This window comes from Bradyrhizobium symbiodeficiens (assembly GCF_002266465.3).
In the GTDB taxonomy this organism is placed as follows: Bacteria; Pseudomonadota; Alphaproteobacteria; order Rhizobiales; family Xanthobacteraceae; genus Bradyrhizobium; species Bradyrhizobium symbiodeficiens.
In genome coordinates this window covers 117,448-132,348 of the sequence record NZ_CP029427.2, presented here as the reverse complement: position 1 = coordinate 132,348, position 14,901 = coordinate 117,448, and the positions used below count along the sequence as shown (strand labels likewise).

At 64.4% G+C, this 14,901-nt stretch carries 15 protein-coding genes and 1 tRNA gene; 10 read left to right on the top strand and 6 right to left on the bottom strand.

Translation table 11 applies throughout. From position 1 onward, the window contains the following. On the top strand, positions 1-741 hold the full coding sequence (locus tag CIT39_RS00595) for an SDR family oxidoreductase (protein WP_094976044.1): 741 nt from the start codon (positions 1-3) through the stop codon (positions 739-741). 132 nt (positions 742-873) lie between these two features. Here CIT39_RS00595 and CIT39_RS00590 read toward each other — a convergent pair whose 3' ends face one another. Further along, complete coding sequence (locus CIT39_RS00590; RefSeq protein ID WP_094976045.1) at positions 874-1,839, bottom strand: complex I NDUFA9 subunit family protein; 966 nt, start codon at positions 1,837-1,839, stop codon at positions 874-876. Between the two features lie 151 nt (positions 1,840-1,990). Here CIT39_RS00590 and CIT39_RS00585 point away from each other — a divergent pair. Further along, positions 1,991-2,077 (top strand) — tRNA-Leu (locus CIT39_RS00585). Positions 2,078-2,371: 294 nt separating this feature from the next. Here the strand turns inward: CIT39_RS00585 and CIT39_RS00580 are convergent. Together CIT39_RS00580 and CIT39_RS00575 are read right to left on the bottom strand one after the other, a co-directional pair. Beyond that, positions 2,372-2,833 (bottom strand): lysozyme inhibitor LprI family protein, encoded by a 462-nt coding sequence (locus CIT39_RS00580; RefSeq protein WP_244607493.1) that lies wholly within the window; start codon positions 2,831-2,833, stop codon positions 2,372-2,374. Positions 2,834-3,154: 321 nt separating this feature from the next. Next, positions 3,155-4,426, bottom strand: a complete 1,272-nt coding sequence (locus tag CIT39_RS00575) for an MFS transporter (protein ID WP_094976047.1) — start codon at positions 4,424-4,426, stop codon at positions 3,155-3,157. Between the two features lie 276 nt (positions 4,427-4,702). On the opposite strand from CIT39_RS00575, the gene CIT39_RS00570 reads away from it, so the two are divergent. The 8 genes from CIT39_RS00570 to ptsN all read left to right on the top strand — a co-directional run bounded on the left by CIT39_RS00570 (position 4,703) and on the right by ptsN (position 12,655). Then, complete coding sequence (locus CIT39_RS00570) at positions 4,703-6,028, top strand: UbiA family prenyltransferase (protein WP_094976048.1); 1,326 nt, start codon at positions 4,703-4,705, stop codon at positions 6,026-6,028. A gap of 105 nt (positions 6,029-6,133) precedes the next feature. Beyond that, entirely contained in the window at positions 6,134-6,748 is a 615-nt protein-coding gene (locus CIT39_RS00565; protein ID WP_094976049.1) for a ribonuclease D, read from the top strand. A 147-nt stretch (positions 6,749-6,895) separates the two neighbouring features. Then, a complete protein-coding gene (lptC, locus tag CIT39_RS00560) occupies positions 6,896-7,615 on the top strand; it encodes an LPS export ABC transporter periplasmic protein LptC (protein ID WP_094976050.1) in 720 nt (239 codons plus the stop codon). Positions 7,616-7,620: 5 nt separating this feature from the next. After that, entirely contained in the window at positions 7,621-8,328 is a 708-nt protein-coding gene (locus CIT39_RS00555; RefSeq protein WP_162308827.1) for an LptA/OstA family protein, read from the top strand. 223 nt (positions 8,329-8,551) lie between these two features. Next, positions 8,552-9,562 (top strand): LPS export ABC transporter ATP-binding protein, encoded by a 1,011-nt coding sequence (gene lptB, locus CIT39_RS00550; RefSeq protein ID WP_094976052.1) that lies wholly within the window; start codon positions 8,552-8,554, stop codon positions 9,560-9,562. Between the two features lie 91 nt (positions 9,563-9,653). Next, positions 9,654-11,276 carry an RNA polymerase factor sigma-54 gene (gene rpoN, locus CIT39_RS00545; RefSeq protein WP_094976053.1) on the top strand — a complete coding sequence of 541 codons (1,623 nt, stop codon included), beginning with the start codon at positions 9,654-9,656 and terminating at the stop codon, positions 11,274-11,276. 85 nt (positions 11,277-11,361) lie between these two features. Next, positions 11,362-11,973 carry a ribosome hibernation-promoting factor, HPF/YfiA family gene (gene hpf, locus CIT39_RS00540; RefSeq protein ID WP_094976054.1) on the top strand — a complete coding sequence of 204 codons (612 nt, stop codon included), beginning with the start codon at positions 11,362-11,364 and terminating at the stop codon, positions 11,971-11,973. 220 nt (positions 11,974-12,193) lie between these two features. Further along, complete coding sequence (gene ptsN, locus CIT39_RS00535; protein ID WP_094976055.1) at positions 12,194-12,655, top strand: PTS IIA-like nitrogen regulatory protein PtsN; 462 nt, start codon at positions 12,194-12,196, stop codon at positions 12,653-12,655. A 126-nt stretch (positions 12,656-12,781) separates the two neighbouring features. On the opposite strand, the gene CIT39_RS00530 is transcribed toward ptsN, so the two are convergent. The 3 genes from CIT39_RS00530 to CIT39_RS00520 all read right to left on the bottom strand — a co-directional run bounded on the left by CIT39_RS00530 (position 12,782) and on the right by CIT39_RS00520 (position 14,896). Continuing rightward, positions 12,782-13,054, bottom strand: a complete 273-nt coding sequence (locus tag CIT39_RS00530) for a BQ00720 family protein (RefSeq protein WP_011083553.1) — start codon at positions 13,052-13,054, stop codon at positions 12,782-12,784. A gap of 50 nt (positions 13,055-13,104) precedes the next feature. After that, positions 13,105-13,530 (bottom strand): Hsp20 family protein, encoded by a 426-nt coding sequence (locus CIT39_RS00525; protein WP_028139463.1) that lies wholly within the window; start codon positions 13,528-13,530, stop codon positions 13,105-13,107. 280 nt (positions 13,531-13,810) lie between these two features. Next, on the bottom strand, positions 13,811-14,896 hold the full coding sequence (locus tag CIT39_RS00520) for a sn-glycerol-3-phosphate import ATP-binding protein UgpC (RefSeq protein ID WP_094976056.1): 1,086 nt from the start codon (positions 14,894-14,896) through the stop codon (positions 13,811-13,813). Positions 14,897-14,901 lie beyond the last annotated feature (5 nt).

Below are 14,901 nucleotides of genomic sequence, written 5' to 3'. Positions count from 1 at the left end.
GTGACGTCACGCAAATCCGTATTGGTGCTCGGCGGCTCCTCCGACATCGGCCGCGCCGCGGCGCGCGCCTTTGCCAAAGCGGGATACGATGTTGCCCTTGCCGGCCGCGACGTTGCCGCGCTGGAGCCAGATGCCGCCGATCTGCGCGCGCGTTACAATGTCGAGGTCGGCCTCCACAAATTCGATGTGCTCGACACCGCCGCGTTCGAGAGCTTTGTCGGAGCTCTTCCCGCGCTGCCCGAAATCGTCATCTCCATCGTCGGCCTGCTCGGTGTGCAGCAGGATGCCGAGAGCGACCTCGTCCACGCCACCGCGATCATGCGCTCGAACTACGAAGGGCCCGCGCTGATCCTCGGCCTGTTCGCCGAAAAATTCCTGGCGCGCGGCAGCGGCACGATCGTCGGCGTGTCGTCCGTGGCCGGTGATCGCGGGCGGGCCTCGAACTATGTCTATGGCTCGGCCAAGGCCGGCTTCTCCGCCTTCCTCTCCGGCCTGCGCGCCCGCGCCAGCCGTGGCGGCGTGCATGTCGTCACCGTCAAGCCCGGCTTCGTCCGCACCAGGATGACGGAAGGCATGAAGCTGATTGGCCCTCTGACCGTCGAAGCACCGGTGGTCGGCGATGCCATTCTCCGCGCGGTCGAGAACAAGACCGACGTCATCTATGTCAGCGGCAAATGGCGCCTCGTGATGCTGATCATCAAGACGCTGCCGGAAGCGGTGTTCAAGAAGTTGAAGTTTTGAGGTTCTTGCGGCTTGCACACAGTCTCGTCATGCCCGGCCTTGTGCCGGGCATCCACGTTCTTGGCATCCGCGTTTAGCAGAGACGTGGATGGCCGGGTCAAGTCCGGCCATGACGGCGGAGAGAGTGGTGCTTCACACGCCCATCCGCTGGAACTGGCCCTGGGGGCGGAAACGCCAGAGATATTGCGGGGCGATCGCTTCCAGCGAATCGGGGGTGATACCGAGCCCTTCCAGCGTGAGGCCGGCGGCCTTCGCCGCATCCGACACGACGTTGTCGTGCTCCAGCAGCGTGACCTGGTCCGGCGTCAGCTTGAACGCGCCCGGCGCGAATTGCAGGAAGGCGGCCTTGAAGCGGGCGAGGCCGAACGGCAGCGGGATCAGCATCCGCTCGCGGTCGATGATCTCCAGGATGGCCTCGATGATCTCGCGCATGGTCAGCACTTCCGCGCCACCGAGTTCGTAGGTCGCGCCCGCCTTGGCCTTGCCGTCGACAGCGTCCGCGATCGCGGTGGCGACGTCGCCGACATAGACCGGCTGCATCTTCGTCTCGCCGCCGATCAGCGGCAGCACCGGCGACATCCGGGCCAGCGCGGCGAAGCGGTTGGTGAACTGGTCCTCGGGCCCGAAAATCACGGAGGGACGGAAGATCGTGGCCGAGGGCACCGCAGCCAGAACCGCCTGCTCGCCGGCGGCCTTGGCGCGCGCGTAGGCCGAGGGCGATTCCGCATCGGCGCCGATCGCCGAGACATGCACCATTCGGGCGCCAACGGCCGCGGCCGCCTTGGCGACGGTCTCGGCGCCCTTGGCCTGGACGGCGTCAAAGCTCTGCGCGCCGCCCTCGGCAAGGATGCCGACCAGGTTGATCACGACATCCGAATCACGCACCGCCGCCTCGACCGAAGCCGGATAGCGCAGATTGGCTTGAATGGTGTGGACCTGCCCGACCTTGCCCGAGGGCTGGAGGTATCCGGCCAGTTCCGGCCGCCGCACCGCGGCCCGGACCCGGTAATCCCGCCGGCACAGCGCGCGGACCACATTCCGGCCCAAAAATCCCGATCCGCCGAAAACCGTGACGAGCGTTTCCAGATTCGATGCCATGGGAGCCGTTCCTGCGGAAAAGAGTGCGTCGTGTCAGGCTTGTATCGGGCCGGTTTGCGATGCGCAATCGGCATCCCGAACCCGGCTTGAAGCATGAATTGACAACGGCGTCACCGAACCGTAGTAACCGCCTCCGTGCCCCAAACGGCATGCCCAGGTGGTGGAATTGGTAGACGCGCTGGCTTCAGGTGCCAGTGGCTTAACGGCCGTGAAGGTTCGAGTCCTTTCCTGGGCACCACCTCCCACTCAGGCGATTGAAATCGCTTTTGCAGGGAATTTGAGCTGCTGACCGGTACACAAAACCGAGGCACGGCGTTCAAGGCGTACCGAATGGCCTACATCGCTCGTCGGGTCGGCTCGGATCGCAGGCGATCTGGAGGCGGCTGGCTTCAGTCGCTCAGGCACGCGCCGACAGCCGTTGCCCGGATGCTAGGTGAGCTATGAACGACGTCCACCGCGCTCGCGGCCGAAGCCGTCGTCGCGATGTGGGAAAACGTCGGCAAAGCTGATGACCCCAAGAGCCTAAGAGGTCTCAGTGCTCGTTGACCGCAGCGCCGAGCTTGATCAGGCTCAGCGAGCGGTTCGCGGTCTCGCGCAGGCGGCAGTAGCTCGCGTCGCCCGGGTACATGCCGGGCTCGACTTTGTCGAAGACCGCGCAGAAGCGATCACGTGACGCGGCGAAAGTTTTCTGGGATTCCTCGACCGCCTTGATCACGTCGGTGAACCCGCCGGCCTTAACCTTCTTTAGCGCCTCACTGGTTTTCTGCGTCCAGACGGCGAGTTCGCGCGCCGCGCAGGCTTTCCATTTGGCGACGTCGTCATTCTCGCCCTTTGCCGCTTTGATGCAGGGGTCGGCGACGAGCCCGACGCACGCGCCGCCGAAACCGCCGGTTTTCTCCGCGGTCTTCAGGCAGGCATCGATCACCGCAAGGTCAGCTGGCGCGGTGCCTTGGGCGAAAGCCATCGATGCGAGCGGGAGGCTTGCGGCGAGCATCGCGGCGGCAAGTCTGAGCTTCATTGGAGGTCTCATGCGCCTTGACCTGACTTACGAGATTTTCGACCAATAGGTGATACTTGCAACTTTGGTCATCGTAGGCCCAGCGTTGGTTCACCTGAATGTGGAACAGGAGCTACGGTGACGAATAGTGACGGCGGGACCGGATAAGGCACGCACCGGCTATCAAGCGTCCCAACGCGCAAGAGCGCCGTGGGCGGCGTCCTGGTCGTCACGGATGCGATGCACGGTCTGCCGGCTCAGGCTGGTTGCGCGCGAGATGTCCCCGATACGCGACCCCGCGCCAGCCGCCGCCGCCCGTCACACCACGCTTTGACCCGCCCGCTCCGCCACCGCCCTCTGCACGAAATACATCGCGACCAGCGTGATGATCGTCGTCGCGACGACGACGTAGCCGATCCGGTCGAAATGGAGCAGCGAGCCGTCGGGCGCTTGCGCGATGATCGCGCCGGCGAGGACCGAGCCGAGGCCGCCGGAGAGTTGTTGCAGCGAGGCGCTGACCGCGCTGAAGGAGCCGCGCTGGTCGGGATCGGGGATTGCCGACATCAGGGCCTGCGATGGGATCATGCGCGAGAAGATGCCGACGAACATCAGCACGTTGACGGTGATCGCGGTCACGAGCGAGACGTGACCGAGATGGGTGTAGATCAGCACCATGATGACGGTCATCACGCAGCCGAACACGAAGGTCGGATATTTGCCGAACGCATCGCTCGCCCGGCCGACCAGCGGCCCCGTGACGATGCTGAACAGGCCGGAGACGAGATAGATCGTCGGCAGATGCGTGATGTCGATGCCGAGATTGTGCACGGTGAAGGCGCTCGAGAACGGCATCAGCATGTAGCCGCCGGTCGCCAGCAGCGTCGTGACGAAGAAGGCCAGCGTGTAGCGCGGCTCACCGATCGTCGCGACCAGATGGTGGAACGGGTTTCTATCCTGCTTCAGCTTCAGATGCGCGTCGACCGGCTCCATGGCGAAGGCGATGATCGCGATCGCGGCGATCGACACGATGACGATCGCGATGAAGCAGACATGCCAGCTCCAGTGATTGGCGAGGAACAGTCCAGCGGGAATGCCGAGCACCTGGCTCGCGGCGAACGCGGTCTGGATGAATCCCATCACGCGGCCGCGCAAATGCAGCGCGAACAAATCGGTGACGATGGCGAGTACCACCGCGCCGATCACGCCGCCGAACAATCCGGTCACGATCCGGCCGAGCAGCAGCACGTGGTAGTTCGGCGCGGCGGCGCACAGCATGGTGCCGAGCGTGAAGCCGACATAGAAGAACAACAGCAGGCGCTTGCGGTCGAAGCGATCGGCAAAGCCGGCGGCGAGGATGCCCGACAGTCCGGCGCTGAAGGCATAGGCCGACACCGCGACGCCGAATTGGGTGGCCGTGATGTCGAGCGCGGGCATCAGGATGGCGCCGAGCGGCGACATAATGATGAAGTCGAGGATGATCGTGAACTGCGTGAACGCGAGCAGCGCGATGAGGAGCGCCTGGTAGCGCGAGAAACCGCGCTGGCGTTCCGAAGGATCGTTGATCGGCGCGGCGAGCGTCTGTTCGGTCATGGACACCTGGTTCAAGGTAATGGGATGAGGGAAACTGGCAGATGGGGTGGGCGGGGACGATTTCCATCGGGCGCATGGCTCACATCATGGCGGAACACGAACGTCACCCGAGGTTGTGGGATCCGCGCAACAGCGGGGTAGACCCGGTGAATCCACCACAGGCTTGCCTGCCCGATTAAGCCGCCTTTAGCGAATGTCCCCTAGGCTCGCGACCGTCCATTTCCCTGCTCCCCGGCCGGATGCCGGTCAGTTTGCGGCAAGTCAGAGCGTTTTCGGATGGAGCAGCCTGCCCGGCAGTACGATCCTGGCGTGCCCGAGCCGTTGCCCACGGCGGCGGCCGCGCGGACGCTCGTCATCGATCTCGAAGGCGGACTGCTGCGGTCAGAGCTGCTGATGGAGGCGCTGTTCTCCAGCCCCGGCCGCCTGCTGGCCCGCTTCGGCGCCGGCGGACGCCCGGGCATGGCGGCGCTCACCGATATCCTGGCGGGCGCCGAGATCGACTACGCCCGTCTGCCCTATGATCCCGACGTGCTGAACCAAGCGCTGGCGGCGCGGGCGCGCGGCGAGAAGGTCTACCTGGTCGCCGGCCGTTTTGCCGATCATGCTGCCGGTATCGCGGCGCATCTCGGCTTCGACGGCGTGGTCGCGTCGGCCGATCTGGCTGCAGGCGAAGATCTGCCGTTCGATCGTGGCGCCATCGCGCGCATTGCCGCGCGTAGCCGCGGTCGCGTGAGCCTCAAGACCTGGGCCAAGGCGCTGCGCGTCTATCAATACGCCAAGAACACGCTGGTGTTCGTGCCTGTCATCACCGCGCATCAGTTGAATTTTGCCAGCTTCGGCTCGGCGCTGCTGGCGTTCCTGGCGTTCTCGGCCTGTGCATCCGGCGCCTATCTGATGAACGACCTGCTGGATCTCGCCGCCGACCGGCAGCATCCGACCAAGCGCCATCGCGCGCTCGCCGCCGGAGATTTGCCGATCTCGTCCGCGCTATCGGCGATCCCCGTATTGTGGCTGTTCGCGGTCGCAGCCTCCCTCTGCATCTCGCCGCTGTTCCTCGCCGTGCTCGGCGCCTATCTCGCCACCACCATCGCCTATTCGCTCGTGCTCAAGCGCAAGATGCTGGTCGACATCGTCACGCTCGCCGGTCTCTATACGCTTCGCATCGTTGCCGGCGCGGTCGGCGTCGGCGTGGTGCTGTCGGAATGGCTGCTGATCTTCTCGCTGTTCGTGTTCACCTCGCTGGCGCTGATCAAGCGCTTCAGCGAGCTCAGCATGCGCGAGAGCGCGGGCCTTTCCGATCCCTCCAATCGCGACTATCGCGTCACCGACCTGCAAATCATCGCCGCGATGGCGGCGGCGAGCGCGATGAACGCGGTGACCGTGTTCTCGCTCTACGTCTCCTCGTCCGCGGTGACGCCGCTCTACAGCCGTCCCTGGATGCTGTGGCTGCTCAATCCGCTGCTGCTGTACTGGTTCGGCCGCGCCCTGATGATGGCGCACCGCCGCGAGATGCCCGATGATCCGATTCTGTACGCCTTCCGCGACGGCCCCAGCCGCATTGCGGTTGCGGCGATGATCTGCATCATGCTGGCGGCGATCTGAGCGAAGCCCGTGCTTGCGCGGCCCGCCGGCAATGGCTACATCGCGGGCAATCCGAATTCGCCATTGCGACGACGTAACCGAATAGACCCGAGGTTTTGACACGCCATGACCGTACGCCTGCATCGCGGCGACCTGCCCGACCTGTCCCGCTACACCGGAGCGGTGGCGATCGACACCGAGACCATGGGGCTGAACCCGCACCGCGACCGGCTCTGCGTGGTGCAGCTCTCGCCCGGCGACGGCAGCGCCGACGTGGTGCAGATCCCCAAAGGCCACACCGACGCGCCGAACCTGAAGGCCCTTCTGGCCAATCCCGCCATCACAAAAATCTTCCACTTCGCGCGGTTCGACGTCGCGGTGCTGTACCAGACCTTCGGCGTCATGACCGGCCCGATTTATTGCACCAAGATTGCCTCCCGCCTGATCCGCACCTACACCGACCGCCACGGCCTGAAAGACCTGGTGCGCGAGGTGCTCAATGTCGATCTCTCCAAGCAGCAGCAGTCCAGCGATTGGGGTTCCGACAGCCTGACCGAGCCGCAGCTCGCTTATGCCGCTTCCGACGTGCTGCACCTGCATGCCCTGCGCGAGCGGCTCGACGCCATGCTGGTGCGTGAGGGCCGCACCGCGCTGGCCAAAGCCTGTTTCGACTTCCTGCCCACCCGCGCCCTGCTCGACCTCCAGGGCTGGGAGGAGGAGGACATTTTCGCGCACTCCTGAGCCGATCTGGAGGGAGTTGCCGCCCCGTTTCGGACACTTTCGTAACGGCCTGTCGCCAGCTGCATATCTTGCCGGCGCCGGGTACAATGCACCGTCGACCCGAACAGGCTTAGCAGGCACCCTCTTAGCAGGCACCCTGGAGATCAGGTGAATTCGGCCCACAATCCCACCTACGACGCCGCGCTTGCGGCGAAGTTTGCCAGCGCGGCGCGCCACAGCCGCCTGGTGCGGATTCTGCGGGTCTCGGTCCCGGCGACGGTGATCGTCGCCATGGCCGTGATCATCTACATCGCGTTCTTCAACAAGTTCAGGATTCCGGAGCTGCCGCTCACCGTCGAGAACATGGTGGTGTCGGGCACCAAGATCACGATGGAATCGCCGCATCTTTCCGGCTTCACCCCGGACCAGCGGCCCTACGAGCTCTGGGCCAAGACCGCGACGCAGGACGTCACCGATCCCGATCATGTCGATCTCAAGGACCTGCGCGCCAAAGTGCTGATGGAGGACCAATCGACCCTGTTCCTCGATGCCCGCACCGGCCGCTTCGACAACAAGCAGCAGCAGCTCGATTTGCACAAGGATATCTTTCTGCGCACCTCCAGTGGCTATGAGGCGCGGCTGAACTCGGCCTTCGTGGACATGGGCAAGGGCACGGTCTCCTCGGACGAGCGCGTCGACGTCAAGCTGACCAACGGCACGCTGACCGCGGACAAGCTGCGCATTACGGAAGGCGGCGACGTCATCCGTTTCGAGGGCAATGTGGTGATGCATCTGGACAAGCTGGATGACCCCGCCGCCGCGCAGCCTGCGCCGGTCGAGCCTGCGCCGTCGGCCAAGTCTAAGAACAAATCTGCCAATTCAAAGTGATTTTCATGATCAGGTCTTTTCCGCGCAACCACACGCGCAATGTCATCGTCGGTGCGGCGGCACTCGCCGCCACTGTCGCGCTTGCTGCAGCCGGCGCCGCATTTGCGCAGAGCACGATGCAAGGCGTCCCCAACGCGATGCAGGGCTTCTCGCAGAACCGCGATCAGCCGATCCAGATCGAAGCCGCCTCGCTCGAGATGCGCGACAAGAAGAAGGAGGCGACCTTCGCCGGCAATGTGAAGGTCATCCAGGGCGACACCACCATGACCTCGAAGACGCTGGTGGTGTTCTACGAGTCGGGCGGCGACAAGCCCGCCACGCCCCAGCCTGCAGCCAAGGCGACCAAGGGCGCGCCGATACAGTCGGCGCAGCCGGGTCCCGGCGGCAGCTCCTCGATCAAGCGTCTGGAGGCGCGCGGCAATGTCGTGGTCACGCAAAAGGACCAGGTGGTGACCGGCGACACCGCCGTGTTCGACACCAGGACCAATCTCATCACCATGCTCGGCGGTTCCGGCCAGGTCGTCCTGACCCAGTGCAAGAACGTGCTGCAAGGAGACCGATTGGTGGTCGACATGACCACAGGCGTCTCACGAGTGGAATCGGACAGCGGCAAGGTACGCGGCCTGTTCGACCAGAACAGCAAATGCGGAACGCAGGGCGGCGCCGGCGCAGGTCCACCCCTGCAATTGCCTGGCGCAACTAAACCGAAATGAATTCAACGGCTTGGTTCGAATGCTCCCGAACCGAGGTTGAAGCTTGGCCGGTGAGACTGTATCTAGCGCGCAGGGCTTTCGAAGCGGGGTCCGCCGCTTTTCGGGCGTGTTTCACTGGGCATGAGACATCCCTTCACTCAAGCTGCATCGGCGAATCGAATGGCCGGTGTGGCAGATCGCGCGAATTCGCGCGGGATCGTCGCGAAAGGCTTAGAAGGCGGGGATGGTCGATCTCTTCAGCATGTTCCGTCGGCGCCCCGCCAAGCGCGGCCGGCCAGGATTTGCGCGCCAGGACATCACCGCGCTCGGTGACGGCGTCGGCGGGCTCGTGCCCAGCCCTGTCAGGGATAAGCCGCCGATGGCCCGGGACCAGGCGATCCATGCGCCCGATCAGTTCCAGGGTGACTATCAAGGCGATTATCAAGCCGAGGCACCGCGTCCGCAGGCCGTCCACCCGCTGAGGGGCTCCGCCAAATCGAATGGCGCCGGCGGGCCGCAGCTCCTGAAGCGGCCGGGTTTCCTGGCTGTGCATAGCGTGGAAAAGTCCTTCGGCAGCCGCCAGGTGGTGCGCGGCGTCAGCATCTATGTGCGCCGCGGCGAAGCCGTTGGCCTGCTCGGTCCGAACGGCGCCGGCAAGACCACCGTGTTCTACATGATCACCGGCCTGATCAAGGCCGATCGCGGCGCCATCGAGCTCGACGGCCACGACGTCACCAAGCTGCCGATGTATCAGCGCGCGCGGCTCGGCATCGGCTATCTGCCGCAGGAGGCCTCGATCTTCCGCGGCCTCACCGTCGAGCAGAACATCCGCGCCGTGCTCGAAGTGGTGGAACCCTCGCGCAAGAAGCGCGAACAGCAGCTCGACTCGCTGCTCGACGAATTCAACATCACGCGGCTGCGCAAATCGCCGTCGATCGCGCTGTCAGGCGGCGAGCGGCGCCGTGTCGAGATTGCGCGCGCGCTGGCGACGCGTCCGAACTACATGCTGCTCGACGAGCCCTTCGCGGGCATCGATCCGATCGCGGTCGGCGACATCCAGTATCTGGTCCGCCATCTCACCAATCGCGGCATCGGCGTCCTCATCACCGACCACAATGTCCGCGAGACGCTCGGCCTCACCGATCGCGCCTACATCGTCTATGCCGGTGAAATCTTGACCGAGGGGAGCCCGGATGAGATCGTCGCCGATCCGGATGTGCGCCGCCTTTACCTTGGCGAGGAATTCCGCCTCTAGCCCGTTTTTGCGTTTCGTCAAGGCGTGTACATCGGTCTCGGACTAGGATAAGCAAAAATCGGACCAATTTTTTGGGAACGGTTCTTGCTTCATGGCGCTCACGCAGAGATTAGAGTTCCGTCAATCGCAGTCGCTGGTCATGACGCCGCAGCTGATGCAGGCGATCAAGCTGCTGCAATTGTCCAATCTCGATCTCACGACCTTCGTGGAAGAGGAACTCGAGCGGAATCCGCTGCTGGAGCGGGCCAATGACGAGGCCCCTGCGGGCGAGGCCCCGGCCGAGTCCGGCCAGTACGGCGATAACGACGATTTCGGTGGCAGCCACAGCGACGAGCCGGGCGGCGGTCCGGGCGAGGCGTTCGAGCCCGGCCAGGAAGAATGGATGAGCAAGGATCTCGGCACCCGCGCCGAGATGGAGCAGACCCTGGACACGGGCCTGGACAACGTCTTCTCCGAGGAGCCGGCCGAGGCCGCGGCACGGAACGCCCAGGACGCCGCGCCGACCACCTATACGGAATGGGGCGGCGGCGCCTCGGGTGACGAAGACTACAATCTCGAAGCCTTTGTCGCAGCCGAGACAACGCTCGGCGACCATCTCGCCGAGCAACTCTCGGTGGCCTTCACCGGCCCCGCCCAGCGCATGATCGGCCAGTACCTGATCGACCTCGTCGATGAGGCCGGCTATCTGCCGGGCGATCTCGGCCAGGCTGCCGAGCGTCTCGGCGCGACGCAAGCCGACGTCGAGGGCGTCCTTGCCGTGCTGCAAAAATTCGACCCGCCCGGCGTCTGCGCGCGCAATTTGAGCGAATGCCTGGCGATCCAGCTCCGCGAGCTCGACCGCTACGATCCCGCCATGCAGGCCCTGGTCGAGCATCTCGATCTCCTGGCCAAGCGCGACATCGTGGCGTTGCGCAAGATCTGCGGTGTCGACGACGAGGACATCGCCGACATGATCGGCGAGATCCGCCGCCTCAATCCCAAGCCCGGCATGAAGTTCGGCTCGGCGCGTCTGCAGACCATGGTGCCGGACGTCTATGTCCGCCCGGGTCCCGACGGCGGCTGGCACGTCGAGCTCAACAGCGACACCTTGCCGCGCGTGCTGGTCAACCAGACCTACTATTCCCAGCTGTCGAAGAAGATCGGCAAGGACGGCGACAAGTCCTATTTCACCGATGCGCTGCAGAACGCGACCTGGCTGGTCCGCGCGCTCGACCAGCGCGCCCGCACCATCCTGAAAGTCGCGACCGAGATCGTGCGCCAGCAGGACGGCTTCTTCACCCACGGCGTGGCGCATCTGAGACCGCTCAATCTGAAGGCCGTTGCCGACGCCATCCAGATGCACGAATCCACGGTGTCGCGCGTCACCGCCAACAAATACATGGCGACGAATCGCGGCACCTTCGAGCTGAAATATTTCTTCACGGCGTCGATCGCCTCGGCCGATGGCGGCGAGGCGCATTCAGCGGAAGCCGTGCGGCACCACATCAAGCAGCTGATCGATTCGGAGGAGCCCGCGGCAATCCTGTCGGACGACACCATCGTGGAACGCTTGCGCGCCTCGGGCATTGATATTGCCCGCCGCACGGTCGCGAAGTACCGCGAAGCCATGCGCATTCCTTCCTCGGTGCAACGCCGCCGCGACAAACAGAGCGCTCTTGGTAACGTTCTCTCGACCGCATTGTCCGATCGCTCCCGCAACACCGAACCGGCCTGATTGCGCTGGCGCGAAATCGCGCTACTCTCATCTCCCCCATCGCGAACGATCCAAGCTGGGCACTTAAAACCAGGCGAGGCATCCCATGACTCTGAGAATTTCGGGAAAGAGCATCAGCGTCGGCGAAGCCCTGCGCGGCCGCGTTGCCGACCGCACCGACGAGGTGCTTCGCAAATATTTCGACGGCAATTATTCCGGCCACATCACGCTGAGCAAGGACGGCTTCGGCTTCCGCACCGACTGTGCGCTGCACCTCGATTCGGGAATTTCGCTGGAAGCAGATTCAAACGCGCCGGACGCCTATGCCAGCGCCGATCAGGCGCTGCTGATGATCGAAAAGCGGCTGCGTCGCTACAAGAGCCGGCTCAAGGACCGTTCCGCGCGCAAGAACCACGTTGCTTCGGAAGCGCTCGCCGGGATGGATGCTACCAGCTACGTGCTGGAGGCCCCGGCAGAGGGTGAGGACGAGGACGAAGTCACCGGCTACAGCCCGGTGATCATCGCCGAGGCGACCACGGCGCTGAAGCCGCTGTCGGTCAGCGAAGCCGTCATGGAACTCGACCTCAGCGGGGCGCCCTGCCTGGTCTTTCAGCATGGCTCCAGCGGCCGGGTGAACATTATTTACCGCCGGGCTGACGGCAATGTCGGCTGGATCGACCCGCCTGGTGCGAAACCGGACGGCGAGGCGGGTGGTTAGGCGAAACCGGAACCCCGTATGATCCCCGGGCCTTAACAATGACCGTGGCAAAGCCGCACGCGGGAGTTGGCACCGGGATTGCGTTGGAGTAGAAGCGCCCCACATCAGGATCGGGGCTAAGTCCCCCACCTGCTTCACCTTCTCGCGCCGGCCCGGCGTGGTTTCTCTCCAAGCCGGCCAATTCGGAACCTGACGGTTTAATTCACCTCGGAAACCCTCCATGCCGATTACCGATCTGGTCGCACCCGAGGCGATTCTCCCGGCATTGAAGGTCAACAACAAGAAGCAGGCCCTGCAGGAGCTCGCGGCCAAGGCCGCCGAGCTGACCGGGCAGAACGAGCGCTCGGTGTTCGAGGTGCTGCTGCAGCGTGAGAAGCTCGGCACCACCGCGGTCGGCTATGGCGTCGCCATTCCCCACGGCAAGCTGCCCAAGCTCGAGAAGATCTTCGGCCTGTTTGCGCGGCTCGACCGCCCGATCGATTTCGAGGCGATGGACGGCCAGCCGGTCGATCTGGTGTTCCTGCTGCTCGCGCCCGAAGGCGCCGGCGCCGATCACCTCAAGGCGCTCGCCCGCATCGCCCGCCTCCTGCGCGACCAGGACATCGCCAAGAAGCTCCGCGCCTCGCGCGACGCCCAGGCGATCTATTCGGTGCTGGCGCTGCCGCCGGCGACCGCGGCGTAATTTCTTCACTGACTACGAGAGCGCTCGCAACGACGCGCGAGAACATCATCTCTCAAAATGAAAACGGGCACGCCTTCGCCTGAAGGCATGCCCGCTTGAAACCCTAATCGTGCGACGCGCGTGCGCTTAGTGCACGCTCACCGCTTGCAGCTCGTTGCTCCAGGCATTCGCAACCGCCGCTTCGCGGCTGTCGGTCAGCATGATCGGCGTGCCGTCGGCGGCGTGGAGCGCGAAGAGCTTGAGGCCCGGCGCGATCTTCGGCGCTTCGGGAAACAGGCCCGGCACGTCTTCCGAGCGGATCTGCTTCACATAGGCGATATGGCCTTCGCCGAGGGTTGCCAGCGTCTCCGGCGAGACATTCTTGGCTTCGTATTCGAACGCAACGTGACCTTCACTCATGGTCTCGACTCCTCTGGAACACTAAGCGGTCGAGTCCGCTACTCGTTCCATTATTCGTGCTCATTGATAGCGATTGTCTTAACGATCCTCTCCGGTTCAGGCCGGGCCAGATCGATCGACAACAGCCCGTTCTTCAGATCCGCACCCAGCACCAGCATCCCCTCCGCCAGCACGAAAGTGCGCTGGAAGTGGCGCGCGGCGATGCCGCGATGGATGTATTGCCGGGTCTTGTCGTCCTGCTGACGCCCGCGGATCACGAGCTGGTTTTCCTCAATGGTTACATCGAGTTGGTCGCGCGTGAATCCGGCGACCGCCAGCGTGATACGCAACCGCTCGGGCTGGCCGTCCGCGCCGCCGCACCTCTCGATATTGTAGGGAGGGTAGCCGTCGGCGCCTTTGACGACGCGATCGAGCACGCGCTCAATCTCGTCGAAGCCCAGAAGGAACGGACTGGATAACGTGGGAACACGAGACATAGTTTACAAAGTCCTCGCAAAGCGACTTTGGTGCATCAGGGCCCGTAGTGGCACCCCTTGATCAGCAATATGGGCATATCCCTGTGGTGGTTCAAGGATGTAGCGGGAGCGCTTGTGGATGAGCGACGGCCCGCCGTCGCCCGAAAGTGCTCCGGTCCGTCGTGCCCGTGACTGTCCCGGCATGACGGATCTCAAGACTGAATTCTCTCAGCGAAAACAAAGCCCCTTCTACTGTGCATGGGGTTGTTTTCGCGTTTTTTAGTTGGGGGGCTCGGAACCCTCAGGCTTCAAGCCGCGTGCGGCCGTCACCGCTGAACAGATGCAGCTTGTTGCGCAGCGCCGCGACGCGGATTTTCGCGCCGATCGCGGGAGCCTCGGTGCCGGGAATGCGAACGATGATCTCGCCGGGCGGCAGCTCGCCGGGCGTGGCGGCGACGCGCTGCTCTTCCTGCTCGCGCGAGCCGTAGATGAACGTTTCGGCGCCGACGCGCTCGATTGCCTCCACGGTCAGCGGCAACGTGACGCCGCCGTCCGGGGTCTGGTCGGTGATGACGAAATCTTCCGGGCGGATGCCGAGGATGCCGGCGTCAGCCGCCGCGCCACCGAGCTGCGATCTGATCTCCTCGGGGCGCGTCGACATCAAATTCATCGGGGGCGCGCCGATGAAGGAGGCGACGAAGGTCGTCGCGGGCTTCTCGTAGATCGCCAGGGGATTGCCGACCTGCTCCACCTGACCGCCGTTCATCACGACGAGAATGTCGGCGAGCGTCATGGCTTCGAGCTGGTCGTGGGTGACGTAGATCGACGTGGTGTTGAGCCGGCGCTGCAATTTGCGGATCTCGACGCGCATCGCGATGCGGAGCTTGGCATCGAGGTTCGACAGCGGCTCGTCGAACAGAAACACCTTCGGCTGGCGCACGATGGCGCGGCCCATGGCGACGCGCTGGCGCTGGCCGCCGGAGAGCTGGCGCGGCTTGCGCTCCAGCATCGAGGTGAGCTCGAGCACGCGCGCGGCTTCGTCGACGCGGGACTTGATCTCGGCCTCCTTCATGCCGCGGTTGCGCAGGCCATAGGCCATGTTGTTGAAGACGCTCATATGCGGATAGAGCGCGTAGTTCTGGAACACCATCGCGATGTCGCGATCGGCGGGCTCGATCTGGTTGACGACACGGCCGCCGATGTCGATCTCGCCGCTCGTGATCGTCTCGAGCCCTGCGACCATGCGCAGCAAGGTGGACTTGCCGCAGCCGGAGGGCCCGACCAGCACGCAGAACTGTCCGTCGCCGACATCGACGTTGACGCCCTTGATGGCTTCGAAGCCGCCGGGATAGGTCTTGCGGACGTTGCGCAGGGTGACGTTAGCCATGGGTT